The organism is Methylobacterium sp. C33D, assembly GCF_053345825.1.
On sequence record NZ_JBKFAV010000018.1, the window covers coordinates 15,373 to 41,665 of the forward strand.

Consider the following 26,293-nt stretch of genomic DNA (forward strand, 5'->3'; position numbering starts at 1 on the left):
GGCTCGGGGGAGTGCCGCATGGGCAGCCTGAAGAACAAGATCGTCAGCGCCGACGAGGCCGCCGCCATCCTGCAGGACGGCGACATGGTCGCGGTCTCGGGCTTCGTCGGGATCGGCACGCCGGACGAGCTGATCCTGGCGCTCGCCCGCCGCTTCGAGGCCGGCAACGGCCCGCACGGGATCGGCCTGATGTTCGCGGCCGCCCCCGGCGACGGCAAGGAGCGCGGCCTCAACAAGCTCGCGATCCCGGGCCTCGTCCGGCGCGTCGTCGGCGGCCACTGGGCGCTCGTGCCGAAGCTCGGCGCCATGGCGGTGGCGGGCGCGATCGAGGCCTACAACCTGCCGCTCGGCGTGGTCTCCCATCTCTACCGGGAGATCGCCGCCCACACGCCGGGCCACATCACCAAGGTCGGGCTCAACACCTTCGTCGACCCGCGCCTGGAGGGCGGCAAGCTGAACGCCGTCACGACGGAAGACCTCGTCAGCGTGGTCGAGCTCGGCGGCGAATCCTGGCTCCACTACAAGGCCTTCCCGGTCAACGTCGCGCTGATCCGCGGCACGACGGCCGACCCCGCCGGCAACATCACCATGGAGCGCGAGGCGCTCACCCTCGACAACCTCGCCGCCGCCATGGCGGCGAAGAATTCCGGCGGCTTCGTCATCGCCCAGGTGGAGCGGCTCGCCGAGGCCGGCTCGCTCAACCCGCGCGAGGTGCAGGTGCCCGGCGTGCTGGTGGATTGCGTGGTGCTCAGCAGCCCCGAGAACCACCGCCAGACCTACGGCACGCCCTACAACCACGCCTTCACGGGCCGCCAGCGGGTGCCGCTCGACCGGATCGCCCCGATGGCGCTCGACACCCGCAAGGTCATCGCCCGGCGCTGCGCCTTCGAGCTGCCGCCGGGCGGCGTGGTCAATCTCGGCATCGGCATGCCCGAGGGCGTCGCGGCGGTCGCCGCCGAGGAGCGGGTGCTCAAGTACCTGACGCTGACCGCCGAGCCGGGCGTGATCGGCGGCCTGCCGCAGGGCGGGCTGGATTTCGGTGCCGCCCTGAACCCGGCCGCGGTGCTGCACCAGAACCAGCAGTTCGACTTCTACGACGGCGGCGGCCTCGATCTCGCCTGCCTGGGCCTCGCTCAGTGCGACGCCGAGGGCAACGTCAACGTCAGCCGCTTCGGCACGCGGCTCGCGGGCGCGGGCGGGTTCATCAACATCTCGCAGAACGCCAAGAGCCTCGTCTTCGCCGGGACCTTCACGGCCGACGGTCTGAAGGTCGCGGTCGAGGACGGCGGCATCCGGATCCTCAGCGAGGGCCGCTCGCGGAAGTTCATCGCCGCGGTGGAGCAGGTGACCTTCTCGGGGGCCTACGCGGCCGAGCGCGGCCAGCCGGTGCTCTACGTGACCGAGCGCTGCGTGTTCCGGCGGACGCGGGCCGGCATGGAGCTGGTCGAGGTCGCGCCGGGAATCGACATCGCGCGCGACATTCTCGGGCAGATGGGCTTCACCCCGATCGTGCAGGACCCGAAGCCGATGGATCCGCGCCTGTTCCGCGAGGCCGTGATGGCCCTGGAGCCCTGGCTTCTAGGCCTCTCTCTCGCGGAGCGGATCAGCTACGACCCGGAGCGCAACATCCTGTTCTCGAACCTCGAAGGGTTCCAGGTGCGCACCATCGACGACGTCGAGCTGGTGCGCCGCGAGTACGAGCGCGCCTGCCAGGAGATCGGTCGCAAGGTCCACCTGATCGCCAACTACGACGGGTTCGAGATCGACCCGACGGTGAGCGACGCCTACTTCTCGGCGATCGCCTATCTCGAAAACCGCTATTACGAGACCGCGTCCCGGTATACCACGAGCGCGTTCTTGCGATTGAAACTCGGCGCCTCGTTGGCGAGCCGCGACCTGGCTCCCCATGTCTTCGAGACAAAAGCCGAGGCGCAGGCGAGGAATACGGCCCAGAGCGTGCCTCTCAAGCCGCGGCCCGGCATGTCCCAGCCCGACATGCCGCGGCCGCCGAAGGAACCGTTGGATGCCTGAGTTCGAGACCCCCGCCCTGAAGGACCGGGCCCTGCTGGTCGATGCCTGCCTGATCGGCGGCGCATGGTCGAAGGCCGGTTCCGGCAGCATCGACGTCACCAACCCGGCGACCGGCGCGCTGATCGCCAAGGTGCCGAATGCCGGCGCCGAGGAGACGCGGGCTGCGATCAAGGCGGCGCATGAGGCCTACCCGGCCTGGCGCGCCAAGACCGCCAACGAGCGTGCCGTTCTTCTGCGCAAGCTCGCGGCGCTGGTGACGGAGCATCAGGAGGATCTCGCGCAGATCCTCACCGCCGAGCAGGGCAAGTCGCTGACGGAGTCCCGCGGCGAGGTCGCCATGTCGGCGGCCTACGTGCTGTGGTTCGCGGAAGAGGCGCGCCGCGTCTACGGCGACGTGGTCCCCTCCCCCTGGGGCGACCGCAAGATCCTCGTCACCAAGGAGCCGGTCGGCGTGGTGGCGGCGATCACGCCGTGGAACTTCCCGTCCTCGATGATCGCCCGCAAGATCGCCCCGGCGCTCGCCGCCGGCTGCCCGATCGTGATCAAGCCTGCCTCGCAGACCCCGCTCTCGGGCCTCGCCTGGGGCGTGCTGTGCGAGCGCGCCGGCTTCCCGGCCGGCACGGTCTCGATCCTCACCGGCTCGGCCCGCGCCATCGGCGCCGAGATGACCGGCAACCCGCTCGTCAAGAAGATCACCTTCACCGGCTCCACCGAGGTCGGCAAGGTGCTGCTGGAGCAGGCGGCAGGCACTGTGAAGAAGGTCTCGATGGAGCTCGGCGGCAACGCGCCGTTCATCGTGTTCGACGACGCCGATCTCGACCGGGCGGTGGCCGGCGCGATGCTCGCCAAGTACCGCAATTCCGGCCAGACCTGCATCTGCACCAACCGCTTCCTGGTGCAGGACGGGATCTACGACGCCTTCGCGGAGAAGATGGCGGAAGCCGCCAACCGCCTGAAGGTCGGCAACGGCGTCGAGGACGGCGTCGCCCAGGGGCCGCTGATCGACATGGCCGCCGTGGAGAAGACCGAGGCGCATATCCGCGACGCCGTCGAGAAGGGCGGCCGGGTGGTGGCGGGCGGCCACCGCCACGCGCTGGGCGGCCAGTTCTTCGAGCCGACGGTGATCACCGGCGCCACCTCCGCCATGGCGGTGGCCCGGGAGGAGACCTTCGGGCCGCTGGCACCGCTGTTCCGCTTCCGCGACGAGGCGGAGGCGATCCGCATGGCCAACGACACGGAGTACGGGCTCGCCTGCTACTTCTACACCCGCGACCTCGGCCGGACCTTCCGGGTCGCCGAGGCGCTGGAATACGGCATGGTCGGGATCAACGAGGGGATCATCACCACCGAGGTGGCGCCCTTCGGCGGCGTGAAGGAATCCGGCCTCGGCCGCGAGGGCTCGTACCAGGGCATCGAGGATTACCTGAACACCAAGTACCTGTGCGTGGGCGGCCTCAGCGCGTAGGGCCGGGGCAGAAGCCGGTCCGGATCGGGACCCGACGGGTTCTCCCTCCCCCCGAGGAGGCGGGAGGGAGAACCGGCGGGGGCTACTTCCCGCTCGGCGCCGCGCCGCTGCCCGTCGTCCCGTTGCCGGAGCTGCTGCCGGCGGGGGCACCCGGGGTGCTGACGCGCGGGCCACCGCTGGTGCCGGGCGCCATGCCGGCGCCGGTGGAGCCGGTGCTGTCCGCGGAGCCGGCCCCCGTCCCGGTCCCGCCCACCGCGCCGGACTTGTTGACGTTGCCCTGGTTGGCGCCGCCGGTCTGCGGCGCCTGGGCCAGCGCCGCTCCGGACGTGGCGAGGACGACGGACGCGGTGAGGGCGAGGAGCGTCTTCGACATGGGGCCTCCTGACAGGACGTTCGGCTGCAGTGTCAGGCCAACCCCGGTGCGCCGGGATGGTTCGGTGTCGCGCCTTCAGCGGGCTAGCGCCTCGCGCCACGCCGTCCAGGGCCAGCGCAGGGCCTCCCCGCCGGCCGCCGGGGCGATCGAGACCGTCGCGGTCCGGCCGCTGACCAGCCGCGGATCCGCCGTGCCGCCGTCGAGGGTGATCCGCACCGGGATCCGCTGGGCGAGCCGCACCCACGAGAAGGTCGGGTTCACGTTCGCGAGCAGGTTGGTGGCGTCGCTGCGGCCGGTCTCGCCGATGCCGCCGGCGATGCTGGCGACGTGGCCGCTGAGCACCCCGTCCTCGCCCATGAGCTGGACGGTCACGGGGGCGCCGACGCGGATCCGCGGCAGCTTGGTCTCCTCGAAGTAGCCCTCGATCCGGACGGTGTCGCGGTCGATCAGCGCCATGACCCCGCGGCCCGTGGTGACGTAGGCGCCCGGCCGCAGCTCCATGTTGGTGATCCGGCCGTTGACCGAGGCCCGCACCGCCGAGCGCTCCAGATTGAGCTTGGCGAGGTCGCGATCCGCCAGGGCCTGCTCGTAGGCGGCCTCCGCCGAGAGATCGGCGGCCTTCGCGGCCTCGACCTTCTGCTGCGACACCGCCGCGTCGGAGAGCTTGCTGTAGCGCGCGTAGTCGGCCGCGGTCTGCTCGGCGGTGGCCTTGCGGCCCTCCACCATCGCCTCCGCCTGTCGGAGCCCGAGGCGGAACCGGTCCGGATCGATCCGGAACAGGACGTCGCCCTTCCGGACGAGCTGGTTGTCCTCCACCAGCACCTCGGTGACGAGCCCGGAGACGTCGGGCGCCACCGCCACCACGTCGGCGCGCACCCGCCCGTCCCGGGTCCAGGGCGCGTCCATGTAGTAGTCCCACAGGCCGAGGCCGACGATCAGCGCCGCGGCGACCATGCCGAGGGTGACGAGGAGGCGGCCGAGGGCGGAGAACAGGGCGGTCATTGCAGGGTCCGGTGGGCGAGGGTCACGACGCCGCCGAGCAGGACGACGTAGAGGGCGAGGTCGAAGAGCGGCCGGTGCCAGACGAGGCGGTAGAAGCCGGTCGCCGCGAGGAGGCGGCGCAGGGGCAGGCTGAGCGCGAAGGCGGCGGCCATCCAGAGCGCGAGGCCCGGCACGAACACGCCGTAGAGGTCGATCTCACCCATCATGCCGCCATCTCCCGGTGGTCCGGCGCGGGCGCCGCCCGGTAGGCCGGCGCGTCGGGGAAGAGCCCGCGGCGCAGGCCGGTGAGGCCGATCAGGGCGGCGCGCCGCTCCGGCGACGGGGCCGCGCCCGCGACGGTGTCGAGCCCGTCGTCCAGGGCCGCCAGGAGATCGACGTCCGGCTCCCCGCCCGGCCTGCGCAGCCGGCGCGCCGCCAGGGCCAGGGCGCGGTCGACCGACACGCGCGCCGTGCCGGCAAGCCGCCGGCGCACCCGGCGGACCTCCACGAGGTTGATGCCAACCCGGACATCGGCCAGCAGGTCGCCCACGGCGGCGGACGTGTCCGCGGGCAGGCTCGCCAGCCGCGGCGCGATCAGGCCGACGCGGTCGAGCATCAGGGCCGCGAGTTCGAGCCCGTGGCCGGTGCCGCGCCCGGCCGCGGCGGCCGCGAGGCTCTGCCGGTTGATCCGCACGAGCCGCCGGGCGCTCCAGCCGGCGCCGACCGAGCGGATCAGCCGTGTCACCACCGCGCCGACCCACATGCCGACCACCGAGGCGATCACCCCGTTGGCGAAGGGCGCGAAGTCGCCGCTGTAGCCGTTCTGGAGCGCCAGCAGGGTCGCGCCGTTCAGCGCAGCGCCCATGCCCATCGGGGCGGTGCGCGGCTGCGTCATCATCAGGCCGCACAGGATCAGGGCCGGCGCGAGCGCCAGGGCCAGCATCTCGATGGAGGTGGCGAGCGGCAGCACGGCGAACAGGTAGAGGCCCGCGCCGAGGGCGCCGACGATCGCCGAGTTGGTGAAGCTCAGGATCTGCGGCGCGGGATCGTCCTGCGCGGCGAACAGGCAGCAGGCGACCGCGCCCATCATCGGCGCCGCGGACCCGTCGGGCCAGCCGGTGGCGATCCAGATCGCGCAGCAGACCAGCAGGCCCACGAACACCCCGAAGGCGGAGAACGCCGCCAGCCCGTGGTCCCGGTGGCGGATCGACCGGACCCGGGCCGTGTAGGCGAAGGCGAGCGGCGCTCGGGGCGCGGTCCCGGCGGCGATGTGGCCGCGGAGCGCCCGCAGATCCTGGCGCAGGTCGATGACGTCGCGCAGGCGCGCCGCGAGGCTCGCGAGCAGGAGCGTCGTAAAGTCCGGAGCCCGGCCGAGGGCCGGCTCGAAGCCGTCGATCCGTTCGCGCAGCTGCGCGGCGCGATCCGGGTCCAAGGTCCCATCCTCGGCGCCATCGGCGAGCCAGACGGCGAGGTCCGACAGGACGGTTCGCACCGGCGCCGGCAGCGCCCCGGCCTGCTCGAGGGCGGCGACGCGGTCCGCCACGGCGGCGACGATCGGCAGGACCATCAGCATGTGCTGCCGGAGCGGCGCGAAGGCCTCCGCGGCCCGCTCCGCGCCCGTCGCCTCGTTGCGCAGGGCGAGGCCGAGGGCGTCGAGGCCGATCGCGTCCGAGGCGAGGCGCAGGCGTCGCCCCTGGCTCGGCCCGGCGGCCGCCGGCGCGCGGGCGGCCGCGAGGGCGCTCCGGATCCAGGCCCGGGCCTCGGCCGACCAGTGGTCCAGCCGCGCGACGATCATCGGCGCCGCCGATTGCGGCAGCACCAGCGTGGCGACGAGGCTGGCGCACAGGATCCCGAGCGAGATCTCCTCGGCCCGCGCCACCGCGGTGTCGAAGATCGCCCCGGGATCGTCCACGGCTGGGAAGCCGATCAGCGCCGCGGTGTAGCCGGCGAGCATCGGCAGGTAGCTCGCGGGGGTGCGGTCGAGGAGCGAGACGTAGAGGCAGAGCGCGACCCAGAGCGCCACCGCGAGGCTCAGCAGGATCGGCTCGTTCACGAGGTTGGGGACCAGCACGACGCTGATCGCGGCCCCGAGAACGGTGCCGCCGACCCGGTAGAGGGCCTTCGAGCGCGTCGCGCCGGAGAGGACCTGACTGGTGATGTAGACCGTGCCGAGCGCCCAGTAGGGCCGCGGCAGGTCGATCCAGAGCGCGAGGAACAGGGCGAGCATCGCCGCCGCGTAGGTCTTCAGCGCGAAGGCCCAAGCGCGCCATCCGGGCAGGGTCACGACACCGGCTCCGGCTCGCGCGCGGCCGCGGCGGCCTCCCGCCCGTAGCGCTGGAGGGCCGCGAAGACCCGGAGGCTCGCCTCGAGATCCGCGCCGTCGATCTCCGCGAAGACGCGGGCGCGCAGGGTGGAGAGCTCGGCCTCGATCTGCTCGAAGACTTGGCGGCCGCGCGGGGTCAGGCCCAGGACCTTGGCCCGGCGGTCGGACGGGTCCTCGCGGCGGACCACGAACCCGGCCATGGCGAGCTGGTCGATGAGGCGGACCAGCGAGGGTCCCTCGATGCCGACGGCCTCCGCCAGGACGTTCTGCCGGGGCTCCTCCGCCATCCGGCCGATGATGATCAGCGGGTGCGCGGTGGCGTCGGACAGCCCGTGCGCCTCCGCGACCATGTTGGCCGCGCGGCGCCAGTGGCGGCCGGTCGTCAGGAGGGCGTGGGTGAAGGCCTGCTGCAGCCGCTCGCGCGTCCTCGGATCGTCGATGCCGGTCACGACCTGTTCCATCGCCGCGAGGATCCGGTGCAGAGTCCGGTTCAATCAGCTCGCATACTGATAGATAGCATCATATCGATTTGGTGGAGGCGGCCTCCGGGAGAGAGCAGGGTTGCGGTTGACGAATGGGCGCCGCCTTTCCCGTGGCGCGTGCAGCGCCAGCGGAACGCGATCCGGAAACCAGCACGCGATGGCGCGAAGCGCCCGTCTGCCCCCGTTTCCGGCTGAGCGGTTCAGTCGGTGCGGCCCGCCTCGTCATCGCGAGCGCGGCGAAGCGACCCCGCCCGTCAGGCCGGATGCGCGTTGTGGATCTGGTCGAAGTCGAGCGACGCCGTATCGATCACGATCTGCGTCCGGCTGATCACCTCGAGCTTGCGCAGGATCTCCGAGACATGCGCCTTCACGGTCGAGTCGCCGACCTGGAGTTCGTGGGCGATCTGCTTGTTGAGCTTGCCCTGACGGATCATCATCAGCACCCGCAATTGCTGCGGCGTCAGCCGGGCGAGGCGCTCGGGCAGCGGCGCCTTCTTGTTCCGGGCCGGCGGCGCGCTGGCCTCGGCGAGCCCCGGCGGCAGGAACAGCGCCCCGCTCATGACCTCGGTGATCGCCCGGGTGAGCGTGGCCTTGTCCATGGCCTTCGGGACGAAGCCCGCAGCCCCGTGCTGCAGGGCCTCGCGGACGATGCGCGGATCTTCGTGGCCGGAGACGATGAGGATCGGGATGCGCGGGAAGCTCGCCCGGATGGTGATCAGCCCGTCGAAGCCGGTCACGCCGCGCATGGAGAGGTCGAGGAGCGTCAGGTCGATGCCGCGGTTCGCGGCCAGCACCGCGCAGGCCGCCTCGATCCCGTCGGCCTCATGCAGGACCGCGTCCGGGTGCGCGAGCCGGATCGTGGCCGCCAGGGCGTCGCGGAATAGGGGATGGTCGTCGACGATCAGGAGTTGCACGGAGACCTCGGTCCTTCGCTCGAGATCCTCACAGGATCCGCCGAACACGCGGGCGGGAGGTCCGAAGGTGATCGATGCGGCCCCGGGGCGCAAGCGCGTGTTGAGACGACCGCCCTGCCCCGGGACCTGAGCGTGCCGGCCCGCGGGGGGCCGGCACGCTGTCGGTTGAGGGTCTTCAGCGCGACGCCACCGTCTTCGGCAGCTTGAACGCCCAGAAGCTGCCGCCCTGGTTGATCCCGGCCGTGGACTTGGCGACCTCGCCGCCCCAGAGCGGCACCGCGCCGCCCCAGCCGGCCGCGACGCCGACCCACTGCTCGCCGTCCTGCTCCCAGGTGATCGGCGAGGAGACCACGCCGGTCCCGACCTGGAACTTCCACACCTCCTCGCCGGTCTTGGCGTCGAAGGCCTTCAGGAAGCCCTCCGGGGTGCCCGTGAAGACGAGGTTGCCCGCGGTGGTGAGCACGCCGGCCCAGAGCGGGGCCTTGTTCTTGTACTCCCACACGACCTTGCCGGAGGCCGGGTCGATCGCCTTGAGCGAGCCGATGTGGTCGTCGAAGACCGGCTTGATCGTGAAGCCGGCGCCGAGATAGGCGGCGCCCTTCTTGTAGTTCACCGGCTCGTTCCAGATATCCATGCCCCACTCGTTGGAGGGCACGTAGAACAGCTTGGTGTCGGGGCTGTAGCCGATCGGCATCCAGTTCTTGCCGCCGAGGAAGCTCGGCACCGCGAAGACCGACTTGCCCTTCTTGTCGTCGCCGGTCGCCTTGCTCGGGTCGCCGGGCCGGTTCTCCTCGTTGTAGATCGGGCGGCCGTTCTCATCGATGCCCTTGGCCCAGTTGATCTTCTCGACGAACGGCGTCGCCGAGATGAACTTCCCGTTGGTCCGGTCGAGGACGTAGAAGAAGCCGTTGCGGTCGGCGGTGGCGCCGGCCTTGATGGTCTTGCCGCCCTTGTTGAGGTCGAACGGCACGAACTCGTTGACGCCGTCGAAGTCCCAGCCGTCGTGCGGGGTTGTCTGGAAGCCCCAGACGATCTCGCCGTTGTCGGGGTTGAGGGCGAGGCGCGAGGACGTCCACTTGTTGTCGCCGGGCCGCAGCCAGGAGTTCCACGGGCCGGGGTTGCCGGTACCGAAGTAGATCAGGTTGGTCTCGGGGTCGTAGGTGCCGCCGAGCCAGGTGGCGCCACCGCCGAACTTCCACATGTCGCCGGGCCAGCTCTCGTTGACCTTGCCGGTCATGGTCGAGGGCTTGCCGTTGAGCTCGCCCATGTGGCCCTCGATGACGGGCCGCTTCCACACGACCTCGCCGGTCTCGGCGTCGCGGGCCTCAATCCGCCCGATCACCCCGAACTCGCCGCCCGACACGCCGGTGATGATCTTGCCCTTCACGATGATCGGGGCGGCCGTGTAGCTGTAGCCGGCCTTGAAGTCGTCGATGTCCTTGCGCCAGACCACCTTGCCGGTCTTGGTGTTCAGGGCGACGAGCTTGGCGTCGAGCGTGCCGAAGTAGACGTTGTCCTTGTAGAGGGCGGCGCCGCGGTTCACCACGTCGCAGCAGGGCAGGATGCCCTCCGGCAGGCGGGCGTCGTACTCCCACTTCTTCTCGCCGCTGCGGGAATCGATCGCGTACATGCGCGAGTACGAGCCCGTCACGTAGATGATGCCGTCCTTGACCAGCGCTTGGCTCTCCTGGCCGCGCTGCTTCTCGCCGCCGAACGAGAACGACCACGCCGGGACGAGGCCCTTGATGTTGTCGCGGTTGAGGGTCTTCAGCGGGCTGAAGCGCTGGGCTTGCGGGCCGAGGCCGTAGGTGACGACGTCGCCCGGCGTCTTGGCGTCGTTGATGATGTCCTGTTCGGTGACCCCCTGGGCCATGGCCGGCAGGGCGCCGCCCGCCACGAGGGCGGCGACGCCCACCGCGGCGAGGAACCGGGTCCGCATTCTCATGACGTGTCCTCCGTGGTCGGCCCCGGTCCGTGTGGCCGGGGCATCCGGGTTTCGACGCGGGCCGCACGAGTCGCGGGGCGCCCCCCTTGGAGGACGAAGCTATCGACGTTCTCAGAGAAGTCTTATTGGCCATTGGTCCAATGAGTCCACTCTGGGGGCCGGCGAATGCAATGTATTCGTCGAGATTGGCGCTCAGATTGGCGCGATTCCGAGCGAGATCTCGTTCGGAATTTCTGATGTTCGCTCTTGCCGTCATCGCGAGCGCAGCGAAGCGACCCAGGACGGCGCAGCATCCCAAGATGGCGCGCTGTCTGGATCGCTTCACTCCGCTCGCGATGACGAACGCGCTCAGTACCCCTTCGGTGGCGTGTAGGTGACGCCGTAGGTCTCGCAGATCGCCCGGAGCCGGCCATCCGCGTTCAGCGCCGCGACCGCGTCCCCGACCGCGTAGGCGAGGTCGCGGGAATCGGTCCTGACCGCGCCGCCGATTTCCCAGCGGGTCTTCACCAGCCCCGTCGAGGGGATCGTGGCGATCGGGTTCTCGTCCTTCGGGGCCTTCGCGGCCGACAGCGCCGCCTCGATCGCCGCGCGGGTTCCGGCCAGGATCGGAGCCTCGCCGGCGAGGTAGGCCTTCGCGGCCTCCTCGAAGCTCCTGTAGTGCTTCAGGTTCGGGCGGAAGCGGCCGCCCTGGGCGGTCAGCAGCATCAGGTCGGCGGCGCCCGTGCCCTCCAGCGCGACGCTCCGGTCGCCGATGTCGTCGAGGCTGTCGAAGCCGTCCAGCGCGCCCTTGCGGTACGCGAAGGCGATCTCCTGCTCGAAGTACGGCGCCGTGAAGAACACCTGCTCGTTGCGCAGGGCGAGCTGCCGGTCGGTGGGCACGTGCAGCATCAGGTCGGCGAGCGGCGTGCCGGCGAGGTCGCCGCGCCACAGGGTCAGGCGCAGGTCGCCGTCGACGTTCTCGCCGGCATCGACCACGCGCAGGTCGAGCTTCACCTTCAGCTGCTCGGCGATCGCGCGGGCGAGATCGACGTCGATTCCGCGAGGCCTGCCCCTCTCCTCCTCGGAGAACGGCGCGTTGTCGCCGTAGACCGCCACCCGCAGCGTCCCGTCGGCCGTGACCTGGTCGAGCGGCCGCGCGGCCGCCTCCGGCTGGAACCGGAGGGCCATCAGCAGGCCGCAGGCGAGAAGGAGCCGAGCGCTACTCCTCATGCTTCGACTCGATGTAGCTCCGGATCGCCCACAGGCCCTCCTGCGAGATCACCCCGTCGAAGGCCGGCATCTTGGTCACGCCGTTGATGACGGCGCCGTGCTTCATGCGCTCGACGAAGTACTCGTCGCCCTCCTTGCCCTGCGGCAGGTAGCGCAGGTCCGGGGCGAGGCCGCCGGAGATCATCTCCAGGCCGTGGCAGCGGGCGCAGTTCTGGTTGAAGCCCGATGCGCCGATCGCGATGGCGTGCTTGTCGCCCTTGTAGGGGTTCTCGGCGAGCCACTCGGCGCCCAGCGGCTTCAGGCCGTCGGTGTTGACCGGCTGGGGCTGCACGTCGCCGTGCCCGAGGGCGCTGCCGGCGGCCAGGGCCAGGCCCAGCGCCGCGAGCACGCCGCCCGCCGCCGTCTTCATCGTGCGCATCCGCCCCTCCCGTCCTCGTTGCACGACGGTTAGCAAGTACCGGGCGGCAGACCCATTATGCTTTGGTACGGATCAGCCAGATGATCGCCGATTACGACTTGTGCTGCACTGCATCAAAATGAGTCTGTGCACCTTGGTCCAATATCCGAGGGCACAACTGGGCTCCTAGACTCCCGGTCAACGACGAGACGCGCGGGGCTGGAGGAGACGGGCGGGGATGGTGTCCTCCGGTGCGCGGCGGCCCGGGATGCGCGGCGGGCCATGGGCCGGTCTGCGGCGCGCCGTCGTCCTGGCGGCGCTGGCGGCCCTGGCACCGGTCGCGCAGGTGCGGGCCGCCCCCGCGCCGGCGGGCCCGCCCCTGACGATCCGCTACCTGGAGCGGCGGGTCGAGCGACCAGTGCCGCTGAACAACGAGGATCCCGTCCCCGACGACGAGGGGGCGAAGGGCGCGGAACTCGGCCTGCGGGATTCCAACGCCACCGGCCGCTTCCTCGGCCTCGGCTTCGACCTCGGCACCACGGTCGTCGCGCCGGGCGACGACATCCGCGAGGCCTTCCGGAATCTCCCCGACCGCGGCTTCGTGGTGCTCAACGCGCCGGCCGCCGACGTCCTCGCCCTCGCCGACCTGCCGGAGGCGAAGGGCAGTGTGCTCCTCAACATCGGCGCCCCGGACACGCGCCTGCGCGACGCCGATTGCCGGAGGAACCTGCTCCACGTCCTGCCGTCCCGCGCCATGCTGGCCGACGCGCTGGCGCAGTTCCTGGCGTTCAAGCGCTGGTCCCGGATCCTGCTGGTCACCGGTCCTGAACCGGGGGACGCGCTCTTCGCCGAGGCGCTGCGGCGCAGCGCGCGGAAGTTCGGCGCGCGGATCGTTTCCGAGACGCGCTACGACCCGCAGGGCGGCGACGTCCGCGACACGGCCCTGCGCGAGTTCGCCCTGCCGACCCGCGGGCCCGAGCACGACGTGGTCGCGGTGGCCGACGAGGCCGGCGCGTTCGGCGCGAGCCTCAACTACAACACCGCCTCGCCCCGGCCCCTCGTCGGCACGCAGGGCCTCGTGCCGGCGGCCTGGGGGCGGCCCGTCGAGGCCTGGGCCGCCGTGCAGCTCCAGGGCCGGTTCCGCAAGCTCGCCGGCCGGGCCATGCGGCCCGTCGACTGGGCCGGCTGGATGGCGGTGCACGCCGTCGGCGAGGCGGCCGTGAAGGCGCGCAGCACCGACCCCGCGACGGTCCGCGCCGCCCTGACGGCGCCCGGCTTCGAGATCGGCGGCTTCAAGGGCCGCCCGCTGAGCTTCCGCGCCTGGGACGGGCAGCTGCGCCAGCCGGTCTTCCTGCTCTGGCCCGGGGCCGTCACCGCGACGGCACCGATCGAGGGCTTCCTCCACCACCGCACGGAACTCGATACCCTCGGCCTCGACGAGCCCGAGAGTGCCTGCCGCGCCTTCACGGGGACATCCGGATGAGCCGGCCCGCCGCCCTCGCGCTGCTCCTCTGCCTCGCGGGCCCCGCGCGGGCCGAGGAGATTTTCGTCACGAACGAGCGCGACAACACCGTCTCGGTGATCGACGGCGACGGCCTGGAGGTGCTGCGCACCTTCCCGGTCGGCCGTCGGCCCCGCGGGCTGACCTTCTCGCGGGACGGGCGGTCGCTCTACGTCTGCGCCAGCGATTCCGACGCCGTGCAGGTGATCGACCCGGAGACCGGGCAGGTCCGGCACGACCTGCCCTCGGGCGAAGACCCGGAGCAGTTCGCCCTGGCGCCGGACGGGCGCACGCTGTTCATCGCCAACGAGGAGAACGCCACCACCACGGTGGTGGACGCGCAGACCCGCAAGGTGCTGGCGCAGATCGACGTCGGCATCGAGCCGGAGGGCGTCGCGGTGAGCCCGGACGGGCGCACGGCGGTCACGACCTCCGAGACGACCAACATGGTCCACTGGATCGACACGCGGTCCCTCGCGGCCGTGGACGCGACGCCGGTCGGGCAGCGGCCGCGCTTCGCCGCCTTCACGGCGGACGGGTCCCGGCTCTGGGCCTCCTCGGAGATCGGCGGCACCGTGTCGGTCATCGACGTCGCGACCCGCACGGTGATCGCGACCATCGCATTCGCCGTGAAGGGGGTCGCGGCCGACCGGATCCAGCCGGTGGGCATCCAGATGTCGAAGGACGGGCGCCACGCCTTCGTGGCGCTGGGGCCGTCCGACCGGGTCGCCGTGGTGGACACGACGACCTACCGGGTGGAGAGCTACATCCTGGTCGGCCGGCGGGTCTGGCAGCTCGCGCTCAACGCGGCGGGCACGCGGCTCTTCACCACCAACGGCGTCTCCGGCGACGTGACGGTGATCGACGCCGCGACGTTCCGGCCGATCAAGACCGTGAAGGTCGGCCGCTTCCCCTGGGGCGCGGCGGCGCGGCCGATGCCTTCGGCGCAGGCGACGGACGCTCGCGCCGCCGGTGCGGTGCCGTGACTCGTCCGCAGTCCGGAGCGCGGGTCCCCTCTCCCGTGCGGGAGAGGGACAGGGTGAGGGACCTGCGGCATCGGGAGAAGGCTCTCCCGGTCCGCACGTCGACAGCGTCCTCAATCCTGAACGTCCCGATCCCTCACCCCGACCCTCTCCCGCACGGGAGAGGGGGCCCGTCGCGCTCGGCCGCCGGCCTCCGCCGTCGACCCGGTTGCGTGACCGACGCGGCCCGGGGCGGAGGCACGGATAAGGCGCGGTCGCTGCGGAGCGGGGTGTCTCTCAGCCCGCGCGCGCGCCGAGCCGCGGTGAGCCTGGGCGCCGGCACGCTCCTCCGCGCCGTGCTGCTCCTTCTCGTCCTCCTCGTACCGACCCGGCCAGTCCAGGCGGGCCAGCTCGACCGCGCCGGCCTCGAACGTCACTTCCCGCCCCCGCTGGTGGTCGGCGAGAAGGACGACAGGCTCCCGGTCTGGCCGATCCTGAAGCAGCAGGCCGGGTCCTACGAGGTCTTCGCCTACGCCTTCGAATCCGTGGACCTCGCGCCGATCCCCGGCTTCGGGGGCACGCCGCCCGACCTGCTGATCGCGCTCGCCCCGGACGGCACCTTCCGGGACGTGACGGTGCTCTCGCACCACGAGCCGGTCTTCCTCGAGGGGCTCGGCCCGGAGCCGCTCCTCGCCTTCGTCGAGCAGTATGCCGGCCTCTCGGCCCGGCAGGCGATCCGGGTCGGGCGGCCGAACGCGCGGGCCGCCGGCGCCGCGCCCCAGACCACCGTCGACGGCATCTCCATGGCCACCGCCTCGACCCGGGTGATCAACCAGTCGATCCTGGCCTCGGCGCTGGCGGTCGCCCGCGTGAAACTCGGCTTCGGGGCGGCCAATGTCGGGCTGAAGGTCGAGGCGAAGCCGGACCGCTACGAGCCGCTCACCCTGGCCGACCTCCTCGCCCGCGGTTGGGTCCGGCGGCTGACGGTGACGAACGCCGACGCCGCGGCGGCCTTCAGAGGCACCGGCGCGGCGGACCCCTACGAGGGACCACCCGACGCCGCGCTGACCGACCTGTACGCCGCCGCCCTGGACCCGCCCTCGATCGGCCGCAACCTGCTGGGGCCGTCGCGCTACGACGCGCTGATGCGCGAGCTCGGCCCCGGCAACCACGCCGTGATGGTGGTCAGCGCCGGGCCCGACGACGCGCCCGAGAACCCGGTTGGCGACCGGTTCGTGCTCGGCGCGGTCCCCGACCGGCTGGCGATCGGCCAGGGGGGGCTGATCGTGAATGCCCGGGACATGGCGGTGGAGCGCCGCGGGGCCGGCCTCGCCGAGGGCCTGCCGCCCGGCTCCTGGACGATCCTTCGGATCGACCAGGCCGCCGGCTTCGACCCGTCCGCCCCCTGGGTGCTCACCGAGACGATCGTCCGCGAGCGCGGTCAGATCCTGTCGGAGAAGATCGCCCGGACCTTCACGGTCGAGACCGCGCTGCCCGCCGACCTGTTCACGCGGGTCCGGCCGGATGACGGGCCGAGCTGGACCGACCCCTGGCGCGCCCGGGCGCCCGAACTCGCCCTGATCGGGCTGATGCTCGCGGTGCTGGTTGCGGTCCTGAGCCGCCAGCGGGGGCTGGTGGCGGACGGGCGCCGCTTCACCCTCTTCCGCCTCGGCTTCCTGGCGCTGACCCTCGGCTTCGTCGGCTGGTACGCGCAGGCGCAACTGTCGATCGTGACCCTCGTCGGCCTCGTGCGGGCCGCGACGGTCACCCACGACCTCGCCTTCCTGCTCTACGACCCGCCCTCGCTGGTGCTCTGGGCCTTCGCGTTCGCCGCCCTGGTCGCCTGGGGCCGCGGCACGTTCTGCGGCTGGCTCTGCCCGTTCGGCGCGCTGCAGGAACTCGTGGCACTGATCGCCCGGCCGCTGCGCATCCGCCCGGTCGCGGTGCCGCCGGGCCTCGACCGGGTGCTGCGGTCGCTGAAATACGTCGTTCTCGCCGGTATCCTCGGCGCCGCCGCCGCGGGGTCGCCGCTCGCCGACAGCTTCTCAGAGGTCGAGCCGTTCAAGACCGCCATCACCCTGTACTTCGTCCGGGCGTGGCCGTTCGTCGCCTACGCGGCCGGGCTGCTGGTGCTCAACCTGTTCGTCTACAAGGGCTTCTGCCGCTACCTGTGCCCGCTCGGCGCCGCCCTCGCCCTCCTCGGGCGGGTCCGGGTCCTCGACTGGATCCCGCGCCGGGCGGAGTGCGGCTCGCCCTGCCAGCTCTGCAAGGTCCGCTGCCGCTACGGCGCCATCGCGCCCTCCGGCCGGGTCGACTACGCCGAGTGCTTCCAGTGCATGGAATGCGTGACGATCATCCACGATCCCGGGCAGTGCGTGCCGCAGGTCGTGGCGCGCAAGCGGGGCCGCCGCGCCGCGCCCCGGCCGGTGACCGTCGGATGAGCGCGCCGGTCCGCTTCGCGCCCGCTCGCTTCGCGCCGGCCCGGCGCCGGATCCTGGTCGGGGCCGCGGGGCTGGCCGCGCTCGGCGGCGTCGCGGCGTTCCGCGCCTCCGCGGCGTCGCGGGGGCTGGTGCTGCGCACCCGCGCCGGCCTCGCATTCGGCACCACCGTGGCGCTGACCGCCGCCGGGACCGACCCGTCGGCGATCGAGGCCGCGCTCGGCGACGGGTTCGCGGCGATGCGCGCCGTGGAGGCGGCCGCCAGCCTGTTCCGGACCGACAGCGCCCTGGCCCGCCTCAATCGGGACGGGTCCCTCGAGGCGCCCGACCCGCACCTGCTCACCCTGCTGCGCTTCGCGCTCGCCCTCGCGGCCGAGACCGGCGGCGCCTTCGACCCGACCGTCCAGCCGCTCTGGCCGGTCTGGGCCCAGGCCGCCGCCCGCGGCGCGCGGCCCGGCGCGGAGGATTTGCGCGCGGCCCTGGCGCGGGTCGGCTGGCGGCGCGTGCGGGTCGGGACGGACCGCATCGTCCTGGAACCCGGGACGGCCCTGACGCTGAACGCCCTGATCCAGGGCTACGCGGCCGACCAGGTCATGGCGGCGCTCCGGGCGCGCGGCATCTACGACGCCTTCGTCGATACCGGCGAGTTCGGTGCCGCCGGCGCGCATCCCGACGGCGCGGCCTGGCGCCTCGGGCTGGCCGATCCCCGCCATCCCGGGGAAGTCGCCGCGATCATCGCGCCGTTCACGGGCTTCGCCGCGACCTCGGGCGACTACAACATGAGCTTCTCGGACGACCGCGCCGATCACCACATCTTCGATCCGGCGACCGGCCGGTCGCCGCGCGCCCTGTCGTCGGTGACGGTCACCGCGCCGACGGGGCTCGTCGCCGACGGCCTGTCGACCGCCTGCATGGTCCTCGGCCCCGCGCGCGGCGCGGATCTCGTCGCGGCCCGTCCGGGCTGCACCGTGCGCTTCACCGGGAAGGCCTGATCAGGCGGCGCGGACGGAGGCCAGGAAGCCGTCCACCTCCCGGCCCAGGCGGTCGAACTCGTCCGACAGCGCCGAGGCCGAGGCCAGCACGCTGCCGGCGGTCGCGCCGGTCGCCTCCACGGTGCTGGCCGCCGCCGCGATGGTGGTGCTGACCGCGCCAGTGCCGGCCGCGACCTCCGCGACGGTGCGCACGATGTCGGCCGCGGTGGCGCCCTGGTCGCGCACCGAGGCCGCGATCTGCGTGGCGCGGTCGTTCATGTCGCGGATGCGGCCGGTGATGCCGTTCACGGCGGTCACGGCGCGCTGGGTCGAGGCCTGGATCCGCTCCACCTGGGCGCCGATCTCGGCGGTGGCCCGGGCGGTCTGGCCCGCGAGGTCCTTGACCTCGGCGGCGACGACCGCGAAGCCGCGCCCGGCCTCGCCGGCCCGCGCGGCCTCGATCGTGGCGTTGAGGGCCAGGAGGTTGGTCTGGCCGGCCACGGTGGCGATCATCGCCACGACGCCGCCGATGCGCTCGGCCGCGGCGCTCAGGTCCTGGACGAGGGGTACGGCGTCGGCGGCCTCCGCGGCGGCGGCGCGGGCGAGGTCGGCGGAGCCCTCCACCTCGCGCCCGATCTCCGCGAGCGAGGCCCCGAGCCGATCCGTCGCCGCCGCGGCCGCGCGGACGTTGTGCGCCGCCGTCCCGGCCGCCTCGGCGGCGTCCGCGGAGCGGCCGGCCGATTCGGAGGCGGTGCCGGCCATCTCGGCCGCGCTGGCCCGCAGCGCGCCCGCGGACGCCGCCACTTCCGCGAGGATCCCGCCGACCGTCGTCTCGAAGGTCCGGGCGAGCTGCTCGGTCGCGCTCCGCCGCGCCGCCTCGACGGCGGCGCGCGCCTCCGCGTTCTCCTGCTCCAGCGCGCCGGCGCGGGCGAGCTGCGCCTGGGCCGCGCGCTCCGAGTCGGACAGCGCCGCGAAGGAGTGCGCCGTCCTCCGGCAGATCCAGATCAGGATCGCGGCCTCCATCACCACGATGACCGCGTGCAGCGCGACGCGGTCGAGCTCGGTGCTGCGTGCCGGGAAGACCAGTTCGGGCATCGCCACGTCGAGGGCGAGGTGGTGGACGGCCGTGGCCGCGGTCGCCGCCAGGATCACCCGCCAGTCGCACCAGCCGACGAGCACCGCCAAGCAGGCGAAGAAGTACATGTGCATGTCGATCTGCCAGGGGTGGCCGGCGAAGACGATGAGCAGGATCGCCGCCATGCCGATCAGGGCCAGCCCGCTGACGATGCGGGTGCCCGCCCCGATCGGGTCCTTCAACCACAGGATTGTCGCGGTCCCGGCCAGGATCGCCGCGGCGGCGATCGGGGCCAGGGGCGGCAGACCCCCGGCGAGCAGCGCCTCGGTGCCGGCGATGGCGGGCAGGTGGGCCCAGAGGATCGGGATGAGGCAGCGGCCGAAGCTTTGCCGGATCGCGTCGAGGTGGTTCATGGGGCGGGCCTTCCGAGGCCCGGACCGGGCCGAGACGTGAGGTCGGCGCTCCCCGAGGAGCGGCCGCAGTATCGGGCGAGGCGCCCGTCGAGGACGAGGCGGGCGCCCGCACCGTAGAGGCGCCGGGCGAATCCGCCGCCGTCGGCGCGGGCGACGACGATGGACGGCCGGCCGCCGAGGCTGAGGATCGTGCCGCCCGCCGCGGCGACGATCCGGGCGAGGTCGGGCGTGCCGGATCCGGGCGATCCGACCACGACGACGGACTCGGATTGTGGGACGACCAGCAGAGCGATGGGCACGACGAGGACGATCATTCCGCCGAGCAGGCCTTGCGCCGCCCGGATCAAGACCGGGGGCACGTCCCGCCGCTGCCCGCGTCCGACATCGATACTTCCTGCCATGTCTCTCGCAGCGCCGAACTCGGACTTGCAAATCCCATACGCCCGAATCACTTGACGGAAAGTTTCGAGGCATCTTCGTGCATTTGGACTGGTCGGCATACCGCACCGTCTGGTGGCGCGCGTCAGATCTTTATTCAGTGAAACGCTTGAGTTATTGTGTTGATATATCTGTGAGATCGCTAATAAATCCGGGTTTATTACCGATGATTGGCGCTGGATAGCGGTAGATTTGTCCGGGATCTGCGGTCGCGCTGGTCCCTGCCGGATCCTCGGCTTCCGACATCTTCGGCGGAGACGACGAGCGCCCCGGCGACGCGGCGATGGTGTCAAACCCTGCCGGTCCGGGATCACCGCCCTACCTGCCCGGTTCCCCCGGCCCGGCCCCTGCATGGGCCGCGATGGCGGGAGGCCGTCAGGAGAACGCGCGTGACCGAAGCGACCGGGCCGTACTGGCCGACGGATGTCTGGGCGGAGCAGGACCCGGGCGCGGCGGGGCTCGAGGCCGGCCGGCTCGCGGACGCGGTGGCCTTCGCGGAGGCGCACGAGAGCGCGTGGCCGCGCAGCCTGTACTATCCCGACGGGCGCTACGTCGGGATCGTCGAGTGGAACGAGACGGGGCCCTGGAGCGCCATCGACGGGCCGGTGCGCCCGCGCGGCGGCCCGGCGGGCGTGATCCTGAAGGGCGGCCGGCGCGTCGCCGCCTGGGGCGACACGGCCCGCCCCGACATGACCTTCTCGATCGCCAAGAGCTATCTCGCGGTGCTGGCCGGCCTCGCCCACGACGACGGCCTGATCCCCGACGTCGACGCGCCCGTGCGGGACAGCGTCCCCGACCCGCTCCTCGACGGGCCGCACAACGGCGCGATCACGTGGCGCCACCTCCTGCAGCAGTCGAGCGAGTGGCAGGGGACCCTGTTCGGCAAGTCCGATCAGGTCGATCATTTCCGGCAGATCGGCCCGGGTGCCGACAACAGCCGCAAGGGCGAGGCGCGGGCGCTGCGGCGCCCCGGTACCTACTACGAGTACAACGACGTGCGGGTGAACCTGCTCTCGTACTGCCTGATGCGCCGCTTCGGCCGGGGCCTCCCGGAGGTGCTCCGCGAGCGGATCATGGATCCGATCGGCGCCTCCCGCGACTGGGCGTGGCACGGCTACGACACGGCCTGGGTCGCGATCGCGGGCGGGCGGGTCCAGTCGGTCCCCGGCGGCGGCCACTGGGGAGGCGGCCTGTTCATCGGGGCCGACGACCATGCCCGCTTCGGCCTCCTCATGGCCCGCGGCGGCGCCTGGAACGGGCGGCAGCTCCTCTCGGAGCGCTGGATCCGCGCCATGCTGACGCCGTCCCCGACGCTCGACAGCTACGGCTACCTCTGGTGGCTGAACCGCGGCGCGGCCGCTAGGCCGCAGCTGCCGGCCTCGGCGTTCAGCGCCCTGGGGGCGGGCAACAACGTGATCTGGTGCGACCCCGAGCACGACCTCGTCGCGGTCCTGCGCTGGATCGACAAGGCGGCCCTCGACGGCTTCCTGCTGCGCCTCGTGGCGGCCCTGCGCCCCTAGGCGGGCCGGGCCCCGGACGTGATCGACGCAGCTCCCGAGCATCGGCCGCCGCCCGCGGCTCGGATAGACAGGTCAGTCCGGCGCCGTAGCGCCCGCCCGGGGACGGCGACCGCTACGGCGCGGCCGGGCCGGCGATGGTCGGCCTCAGAGCCGTCAGAGCGCCGCGATGGTCTCGGCCATCGCGCGCGCCCGCGGCACGAGGCTTCCCACCTCAAGGTACTCCTCGGGCGAGTGGGCCTTGCCGCCCACCGGGCCCACGGCGCAGAGCGTGGGGCAGCCGACGCTGGCGGTGAACCCCGAATCGGCGCAGCCGCCCGCGAACTCGCCGGTGACGGGGTTGCCGCCCCCCGCGCTCACCCTTGCGTAGGTCTCGAACAGCGCCCGCGAGGCCTCGTCCTGCACGAGCGGCAGGAACTCGCCCTTGATGGTGAGATGCGCGGTGGTGTCGGGGACCGTCGATCCCGCCACGATCGCGGCGATCCGGCCCATGGCGGTCTCGCGGTCGGGCGGGGTGACGTAGCGCAGGTCGATCTCGCAGGTCACCCGGGGCGCCACGGTGTTCACCGACTGGCCGCCGGAGATCAGGCCGACATTCACCGTGGTGCCGCGGTCGAGGTCGGTGAGCGCGTGGAGCGCGACCGTCTTGTGGGCGAGCTCCAGGATGGCGCTGCGCCCGTCGGCGTAGTTGCCGCCGGAATGCGCCGCCCTGCCGAGCACCTCGAGGTGCATGAACACCCCGCCCTTGCGACCGGTGACGACGTTGCCGGTCGGCCGCCCCGGCTCGGAATTCAGCACCGCGCGGGCGCCCCGGGCGGTCTCCTCGATGATCGGCCGGCAGGCCGGCGAGCCGATCTCCTCGTCGCTGGTGAACAGGCCGACGAGCGGGACCGGCGCGCCGCCGGCCCGGTGGTAGGCGGCCAGCACGAAGGCGTTCATCACGAGGCCCGCCTTCATGTCGGCGACGCCGGGCCCGTAGGCGCGGCCGTCGGCGACCCGGAACGGCCGCCGCGCCGGCTCCCCCTTCGGGAAGACGGTGTCGCGGTGGCCCATGAGCACGACCGGACGGTTGCCGCCGCCGGATCCGGCCACGCTCGCCTTCAGCGCGTCGCCGTAGCCGTCCACCGGGATCGTCGTGACCGGGATGCCGTGGCCGGCGAGGAACTCGGCGATCCGGGTGCCGACCGCGTCAACGCCCGGCTTGTCGTAGGAGCCGGAATCGATGTTCACGAGCTCCTCGAGGAGCGCCAGCATCGCGCCCTCCTGCCCGTCGAGCCAGCGGAGGACGTCGGTGTCATGGGCGGTCATGGGGGCCTCGTACCGGGATGAACGGGATTGCGGGGACCGTATTGGCGAGCGGAGCGAAGCAACCCAGGGTCGCGCGATCTCCGTGAACGTGGCGCCGAATGGATCGCTGCGCGCCGCTCGCGAGGGCGCCGCCGCTTCCGGACCGGACGGGGGTGCGATCGGCGGCGCCTATTCCACGGTCACCGACTTGGCCAGATTCCGCGGCTGGTCCACGTCTTTCCCCATGAACACCGCCGTGTGGTAGGCGAGCAGCTGGATCGGCACCGCGTAGACGATCGGCGCCACCGTCGGGTCGAGCGCCGGCATGGTGAAGGTCGCGAGCGTGTCGAGCCCGTGCTCGGCCGCGCCCTTGGCGTCGCCGATCAGCACGATGCGCCCGCCGCGGGCGGCCACCTCCTGCATGTTCGAGACGGTCTTCTCGAACACCGCGTCGTGCGGCGCGATCACGATCACCGGCACGCTCTCGTCGATCAGCGCGATCGGCCCGTGCTTCAGCTCGCCCGCCGCGTAGCCCTCGGCGTGGATGTAGCTGATCTCCTTGAGCTTCAGCGCGCCCTCCAGCGCCATCGGGTAGCTGGTGCCGCGGCCGAGATAGAGCACGTCCCGCGCCTTCGCGACCTCCCGGGCCAGGCCCTCGATCGCGGCCTCGTGGGTGAGCGCCTCGGCCATCAGGCCCGGCGCCTTGATCAGGCCGTCGATCAGCCGCCGCTCGCCCGCCGCGTCGAGGGTGCCGCGGGCCCGGCCCGCCGCGATGGCGAGGCACAGCAGCACGGTGAGCTGGCACGAGAACGCCTTGGTGGAGGCGACGCCGATCTCCGGCCCGGCCAGCGTCGGCATCACCACGGAGGATTCCCGCGCGATCGTCGAGGTCGGCACGTTGACCACGCTCAGCGTGTGCTGGCCCTTCGACGTCGCGTAGCGCAGGGAGGCCAGCGTGTCGGCGGTCTCGCCCGATTGCGAGATCACCAGCGTCAGCCCGTCCCTCTCGAGCGGCGCCTCGCGGTAGCGGGCCTCGGAGGCGACGTCGATCTCCACCGGCAGGCGCGCCACCTGCTCGAACCAGTACCGGGCCACGAGGCCCGCGTAGTAGGCCGTGCCGCAGGCGGTGATGTAGACGCGGCTGAGCTTGGCGAAATCGAAGGGCAACGCCTCGGGCAGCGCCACCCGCCCGTTCGCCATGTCGACGTAGTGGGCGAGCGTGCGGCCCACCACCTCGGGCTGCTCGTGGATCTCCTTGGCCATGAAGTGGCGGTACTCGCCCTTGTCGATCCGGTAGGCCTGCGTGGCGATCTTCTGCCGGGCGCGCTCGACCGTGGCGCCCGCCGCGTCGCGGATCTCGGCGCCGCCCCGGGTCAGGATCGCCCAGTCGCCCTCGTCGAGATACGTGATGGCGTCGGTGAACGGCGCCAGCGCCAGGGCGTCGGAGCCCAGATAGGTCTCGCCCTCGCCGAAGCCGATCGCCAGCGGCGCGCCGTGGCGGGCCCCGATCAGCAGGTTCTCCTCGCCGGAGAACAGGAAGCCCAGCGCGAAGGCGCCGCGGAGCCGCGGCAGGGCTGCGGCCACGGCCTCCACCGGTCCCATCTGCCGGTCCATGTTGCGGCTGACGAGCTGGGCGACGACCTCGGTGTCGGTCTCGGTCTCGAAGACGACGCCGTCGGCCTGCAGCTCCTGCTTGAGCTCGCGGAAATTCTCGATGATGCCGTTGTGCACGACGGCGAGGCGCTTGGTGGCGTGCGGGTGGGCGTTGGTCTCGTTGGGCCGGCCGTGGGTCGCCCAGCGGGTGTGGCCGATGCCGATCGTGCCGGTGAGCGGCTCCTGGGCGAGCCTGGCCTCCAGGTTGACCAGCTTGCCGGAGGCCCGCCGCCGCGCCAGCCGGCCGTGCTCCAGGGTGGCGATGCCGGCGGAATCGTAGCCGCGGTACTCGAGCCGCCGCAGGGCCTCGATCACCTGCCCCGCCACCGCGTCGCGCCCGACGATGCCGACGATGCCGCACATAGGAGTGTCTCTCGCTGTCGTGCCCGGAGGGCCGCGCGCAGGTCGTGCGCAAGGTCCGGGCCGCCCCGCGCCGTGCGGGGCCGAGCGGGACTTCTACCGGATCGGGACGGCGCAGGGCCAGCCCCGCTCGCGCGGCGTGCCCGGCCTCACGCCTTCCCGCGCCGCGCCTTCTCGGCCTGAAGCGCCGCGCGCTTCTCGCTGGCCCAGCCCGGCTTCACCGCCTGCCGGCCCCGGGCCACGGCCATGGCGTCCGCCGGCACGTCGTCGGTGATCACCGAGCCCGAGGCGACGTAGGCGCCCTCCCCCACCGAGACGGGGGCGACCAGGGCCGAGTTCGAGCCGATGAACGCGCCCGCACCGATCGTGGTCCGGTGCTTGAGCACGCCGTCGTAATTGCAGGTGATCGTGCCGGCCCCGATATTGGCCTTGGCGCCGACTTCCGCGTCGCCGAGATAGGTGAGGTGCGCGGCCTTGGCGCCGGCCCCCATCCGGGCGTTCTTCAGCTCGACGAAATTGCCGAGTTCCGCACCCGCCTCCAGCACGGCGTGGCCGCGCAGCCGCACGAACGGTCCGATCTTCACGCCCCGCTCCAGGCTGGTCTCGGTGAGATGCGCGAAGGCCCGCACGGTGCAGCCCTCCGCGACCCGCACGCCGGGACCGAACACCACGTTGGGCTCCACGATCACGTCGCGACCGAGCATCGTGTCGTGGCTGAGGAACACCGTCTCGGGGGCGATCAGAGTCGCGCCGCCCAGCATGGCGCTTCGGCGCAGCTGCGCCTGGATCGCGGCCTCCGCGACGCTGAGCTGCACCCGGTCGTTCACGCCCTGCGCCTCGGCCTCGTCCACGGGCACGACCGTGACGGGCAGCCCATCGGCGACCGCGAGAGCCACCGCGTCGGGCAGGTAGTACTCGCCGGCGGCGTTGTCGTTGCCGATGCGGTTGAGCAGCGCCAGGGCGTGCCGTCCGGCGAGCGCCATCAGCCCGGCATTGCACAGGGTCACGGCCCGCTCGGCGGCGCTCGCGTCCTTCTCCTCGCGGATGGCGAGCACGCGCTCGCCCTCGGTCAGCACCCGTCCGTAGCCGGTCGGCGTCGCCGTCTCGAAGGCCAGCACGGCCACCGCGGCGCCGTCGGCCAGGGGCGCGCGGAGGCGCAGGAAGGTGTCGGCCGAGACGAGCGGCGTGTCGCCGAAGGCGATCACCACGTCGTCGTCGGGGTCGGCCAGCATCTCCCGGGCGGCGAGGACGGCGTGGGCGGTGCCGAGGCGCTCGGCCTGCGGGAAGACCCGGGCGCCGGGGGCCGCCCGCGCGATCTCGACGGCGACGTCGTCGCGGCCGGGCTCGGCCACCACGGCGATCCGGCCCGCGCCCGCCGCCTGCACGGCGGCCAGGACGTGGCCGAGCATGCTGCGGCCGGCGATCCGGTGCAGCACCTTCGGCAGGTCCGAGCGCATCCGCGTGCCCTTCCCGGCCGCGAGCACGATGGCGGTGAGGCTGCGCGAGGGCGTTCCGGTCGGGGTCATCGCAGGTCCAGGCGTCGATCGAGGGCCACGAC

The 26,293-nt window shown here is 72.6% G+C and carries 21 protein-coding genes; 7 read left to right on the top strand and 14 right to left on the bottom strand.

Annotated features, from left to right (window positions below; all coding sequences use genetic code 11):
• Window positions 1-18: 18 nt before the first annotated feature.
• Window positions 19-2,031, top strand: coding sequence for an acyl CoA:acetate/3-ketoacid CoA transferase (locus tag ACLBXO_RS15850; RefSeq protein WP_447685935.1), 2,013 nt, complete (start codon window positions 19-21; stop codon window positions 2,029-2,031).
• Window positions 2,024-3,496 carry an NAD-dependent succinate-semialdehyde dehydrogenase gene (locus ACLBXO_RS15855; RefSeq protein ID WP_447685936.1) on the top strand — a complete coding sequence of 491 codons (1,473 nt, stop codon included), beginning with the start codon at window positions 2,024-2,026 and terminating at the stop codon, window positions 3,494-3,496. The genes ACLBXO_RS15850 and ACLBXO_RS15855 overlap by 8 nt, the downstream gene beginning before the upstream one ends.
• An 82-nt stretch (window positions 3,497-3,578) precedes the next feature.
• On the opposite strand, the gene ACLBXO_RS15860 is transcribed toward ACLBXO_RS15855, so the two are convergent.
• From ACLBXO_RS15860 to pedF, 9 genes are all read right to left on the bottom strand, one after another.
• Entirely contained in the window at window positions 3,579-3,869 is a 291-nt protein-coding gene (locus ACLBXO_RS15860; protein WP_331318276.1) for a hypothetical protein, read from the bottom strand.
• A gap of 75 nt (window positions 3,870-3,944) precedes the next feature.
• Window positions 3,945-4,871: an HlyD family secretion protein gene (locus tag ACLBXO_RS15865; RefSeq protein ID WP_331318275.1), complete on the bottom strand. Its 927-nt coding sequence runs from the start codon at window positions 4,869-4,871 to the stop codon at window positions 3,945-3,947.
• On the bottom strand, window positions 4,868-5,077 hold the full coding sequence (locus ACLBXO_RS15870) for a DUF1656 domain-containing protein (protein ID WP_210033710.1): 210 nt from the start codon (window positions 5,075-5,077) through the stop codon (window positions 4,868-4,870). Before ACLBXO_RS15870 ends, ACLBXO_RS15865 begins: the two co-directional genes overlap by 4 nt.
• A complete protein-coding gene (locus tag ACLBXO_RS15875) occupies window positions 5,074-7,134 on the bottom strand; it encodes an FUSC family protein (RefSeq protein WP_447685937.1) in 2,061 nt (686 codons plus the stop codon). The genes ACLBXO_RS15870 and ACLBXO_RS15875 overlap by 4 nt, the downstream gene beginning before the upstream one ends.
• Window positions 7,131-7,634, bottom strand: coding sequence for a MarR family winged helix-turn-helix transcriptional regulator (locus ACLBXO_RS15880; protein WP_331318270.1), 504 nt, complete (start codon window positions 7,632-7,634; stop codon window positions 7,131-7,133). Before ACLBXO_RS15880 ends, ACLBXO_RS15875 begins: the two co-directional genes overlap by 4 nt.
• A 275-nt stretch (window positions 7,635-7,909) precedes the next feature.
• Entirely contained in the window at window positions 7,910-8,569 is a 660-nt protein-coding gene (locus tag ACLBXO_RS15885; RefSeq protein ID WP_447685938.1) for a response regulator, read from the bottom strand.
• A gap of 175 nt (window positions 8,570-8,744) precedes the next feature.
• Window positions 8,745-10,514 carry a PQQ-dependent methanol/ethanol family dehydrogenase gene (locus ACLBXO_RS15890; protein ID WP_447685939.1) on the bottom strand — a complete coding sequence of 590 codons (1,770 nt, stop codon included), beginning with the start codon at window positions 10,512-10,514 and terminating at the stop codon, window positions 8,745-8,747.
• Between the two features lie 348 nt (window positions 10,515-10,862).
• On the bottom strand, window positions 10,863-11,723 hold the full coding sequence (locus ACLBXO_RS15895) for a substrate-binding periplasmic protein (protein WP_447685940.1): 861 nt from the start codon (window positions 11,721-11,723) through the stop codon (window positions 10,863-10,865).
• Window positions 11,713-12,141: a cytochrome c-550 PedF gene (gene pedF, locus ACLBXO_RS15900; protein ID WP_447685941.1), complete on the bottom strand. Its 429-nt coding sequence runs from the start codon at window positions 12,139-12,141 to the stop codon at window positions 11,713-11,715. Before pedF ends, ACLBXO_RS15895 begins: the two co-directional genes overlap by 11 nt.
• A gap of 217 nt (window positions 12,142-12,358) precedes the next feature.
• Between pedF and ACLBXO_RS15905 the strand changes: the two genes are divergently transcribed.
• The 4 genes from ACLBXO_RS15905 (at window position 12,359) to ACLBXO_RS15920 (ending at window position 18,013) form a co-directional block, all read left to right on the top strand.
• Entirely contained in the window at window positions 12,359-13,603 is a 1,245-nt protein-coding gene (locus ACLBXO_RS15905) for an ABC transporter substrate-binding protein (protein ID WP_331318262.1), read from the top strand.
• A complete protein-coding gene (locus ACLBXO_RS15910; protein ID WP_447685942.1) occupies window positions 13,600-14,607 on the top strand; it encodes a YVTN family beta-propeller repeat protein in 1,008 nt (335 codons plus the stop codon). Before ACLBXO_RS15905 ends, ACLBXO_RS15910 begins: the two co-directional genes overlap by 4 nt.
• Before the next feature lie 299 nt (window positions 14,608-14,906).
• Window positions 14,907-17,024: a 4Fe-4S binding protein gene (locus ACLBXO_RS15915; RefSeq protein ID WP_447685943.1), complete on the top strand. Its 2,118-nt coding sequence runs from the start codon at window positions 14,907-14,909 to the stop codon at window positions 17,022-17,024.
• Window positions 17,021-18,013 (top strand): FAD:protein FMN transferase, encoded by a 993-nt coding sequence (locus ACLBXO_RS15920; protein WP_447685944.1) that lies wholly within the window; start codon window positions 17,021-17,023, stop codon window positions 18,011-18,013. The genes ACLBXO_RS15915 and ACLBXO_RS15920 overlap by 4 nt, the downstream gene beginning before the upstream one ends.
• Here the strand turns inward: ACLBXO_RS15920 and ACLBXO_RS15925 are convergent, their stop codons facing one another.
• Entirely contained in the window at window positions 18,014-19,480 is a 1,467-nt protein-coding gene (locus ACLBXO_RS15925) for a methyl-accepting chemotaxis protein (RefSeq protein WP_447685945.1), read from the bottom strand.
• Complete coding sequence (locus tag ACLBXO_RS15930) at window positions 19,477-19,881, bottom strand: hypothetical protein (protein WP_447685946.1); 405 nt, start codon at window positions 19,879-19,881, stop codon at window positions 19,477-19,479. The genes ACLBXO_RS15925 and ACLBXO_RS15930 overlap by 4 nt, the downstream gene beginning before the upstream one ends.
• Before the next feature lie 426 nt (window positions 19,882-20,307).
• Between ACLBXO_RS15930 and ACLBXO_RS15935 the strand changes: the two genes are divergently transcribed.
• A complete protein-coding gene (locus ACLBXO_RS15935; RefSeq protein WP_447685947.1) occupies window positions 20,308-21,438 on the top strand; it encodes a serine hydrolase domain-containing protein in 1,131 nt (376 codons plus the stop codon).
• 153 nt (window positions 21,439-21,591) lie between these two features.
• Here ACLBXO_RS15935 and ACLBXO_RS15940 read toward each other — a convergent pair whose 3' ends face one another.
• The 3 genes from ACLBXO_RS15940 to glmU form a co-directional block, all read right to left on the bottom strand.
• Window positions 21,592-22,743 carry a M20 family metallopeptidase gene (locus ACLBXO_RS15940; protein ID WP_331318256.1) on the bottom strand — a complete coding sequence of 384 codons (1,152 nt, stop codon included), beginning with the start codon at window positions 22,741-22,743 and terminating at the stop codon, window positions 21,592-21,594.
• A 168-nt stretch (window positions 22,744-22,911) separates the two neighbouring features.
• Window positions 22,912-24,738 (bottom strand): glutamine--fructose-6-phosphate transaminase (isomerizing), encoded by a 1,827-nt coding sequence (gene glmS / locus ACLBXO_RS15945; protein WP_447685948.1) that lies wholly within the window; start codon window positions 24,736-24,738, stop codon window positions 22,912-22,914.
• Between the two features lie 146 nt (window positions 24,739-24,884).
• Complete coding sequence (glmU, locus tag ACLBXO_RS15950) at window positions 24,885-26,261, bottom strand: bifunctional UDP-N-acetylglucosamine diphosphorylase/glucosamine-1-phosphate N-acetyltransferase GlmU (RefSeq protein ID WP_447685949.1); 1,377 nt, start codon at window positions 26,259-26,261, stop codon at window positions 24,885-24,887.
• Window positions 26,262-26,293 lie beyond the last annotated feature (32 nt).

Coding starts and splice junctions, on each gene's coding strand:
- ACLBXO_RS15850 (WP_447685935.1), top strand. CDS start 19: ATGGGCAGCCTGAAGAACAAGATCGTCAGCGCCGACGAGGCCGCCGCC.
- ACLBXO_RS15855 (WP_447685936.1), top strand. CDS start 2,024: ATGCCTGAGTTCGAGACCCCCGCCCTGAAGGACCGGGCCCTGCTGGTC.
- ACLBXO_RS15860 (WP_331318276.1), bottom strand. CDS start 3,869: ATGTCGAAGACGCTCCTCGCCCTCACCGCGTCCGTCGTCCTCGCCACG.
- ACLBXO_RS15865 (WP_331318275.1), bottom strand. CDS start 4,871: ATGACCGCCCTGTTCTCCGCCCTCGGCCGCCTCCTCGTCACCCTCGGC.
- ACLBXO_RS15870 (WP_210033710.1), bottom strand. CDS start 5,077: ATGATGGGTGAGATCGACCTCTACGGCGTGTTCGTGCCGGGCCTCGCG.
- ACLBXO_RS15880 (WP_331318270.1), bottom strand. CDS start 7,634: ATGGAACAGGTCGTGACCGGCATCGACGATCCGAGGACGCGCGAGCGG.
- ACLBXO_RS15890 (WP_447685939.1), bottom strand. CDS start 10,514: ATGAGAATGCGGACCCGGTTCCTCGCCGCGGTGGGCGTCGCCGCCCTC.
- ACLBXO_RS15895 (WP_447685940.1), bottom strand. CDS start 11,723: ATGAGGAGTAGCGCTCGGCTCCTTCTCGCCTGCGGCCTGCTGATGGCC.
- pedF (WP_447685941.1), bottom strand. CDS start 12,141: ATGCGCACGATGAAGACGGCGGCGGGCGGCGTGCTCGCGGCGCTGGGC.
- ACLBXO_RS15905 (WP_331318262.1), top strand. CDS start 12,359: ATGGTGTCCTCCGGTGCGCGGCGGCCCGGGATGCGCGGCGGGCCATGG.
- ACLBXO_RS15910 (WP_447685942.1), top strand. CDS start 13,600: ATGAGCCGGCCCGCCGCCCTCGCGCTGCTCCTCTGCCTCGCGGGCCCC.
- ACLBXO_RS15920 (WP_447685944.1), top strand. CDS start 17,021: ATGAGCGCGCCGGTCCGCTTCGCGCCCGCTCGCTTCGCGCCGGCCCGG.
- ACLBXO_RS15925 (WP_447685945.1), bottom strand. CDS start 19,480: ATGAACCACCTCGACGCGATCCGGCAAAGCTTCGGCCGCTGCCTCATC.
- ACLBXO_RS15930 (WP_447685946.1), bottom strand. CDS start 19,881: ATGGCAGGAAGTATCGATGTCGGACGCGGGCAGCGGCGGGACGTGCCC.
- ACLBXO_RS15940 (WP_331318256.1), bottom strand. CDS start 22,743: ATGACCGCCCATGACACCGACGTCCTCCGCTGGCTCGACGGGCAGGAG.
- glmS (WP_447685948.1), bottom strand. CDS start 24,738: ATGTGCGGCATCGTCGGCATCGTCGGGCGCGACGCGGTGGCGGGGCAG.
- glmU (WP_447685949.1), bottom strand. CDS start 26,261: ATGACCCCGACCGGAACGCCCTCGCGCAGCCTCACCGCCATCGTGCTC.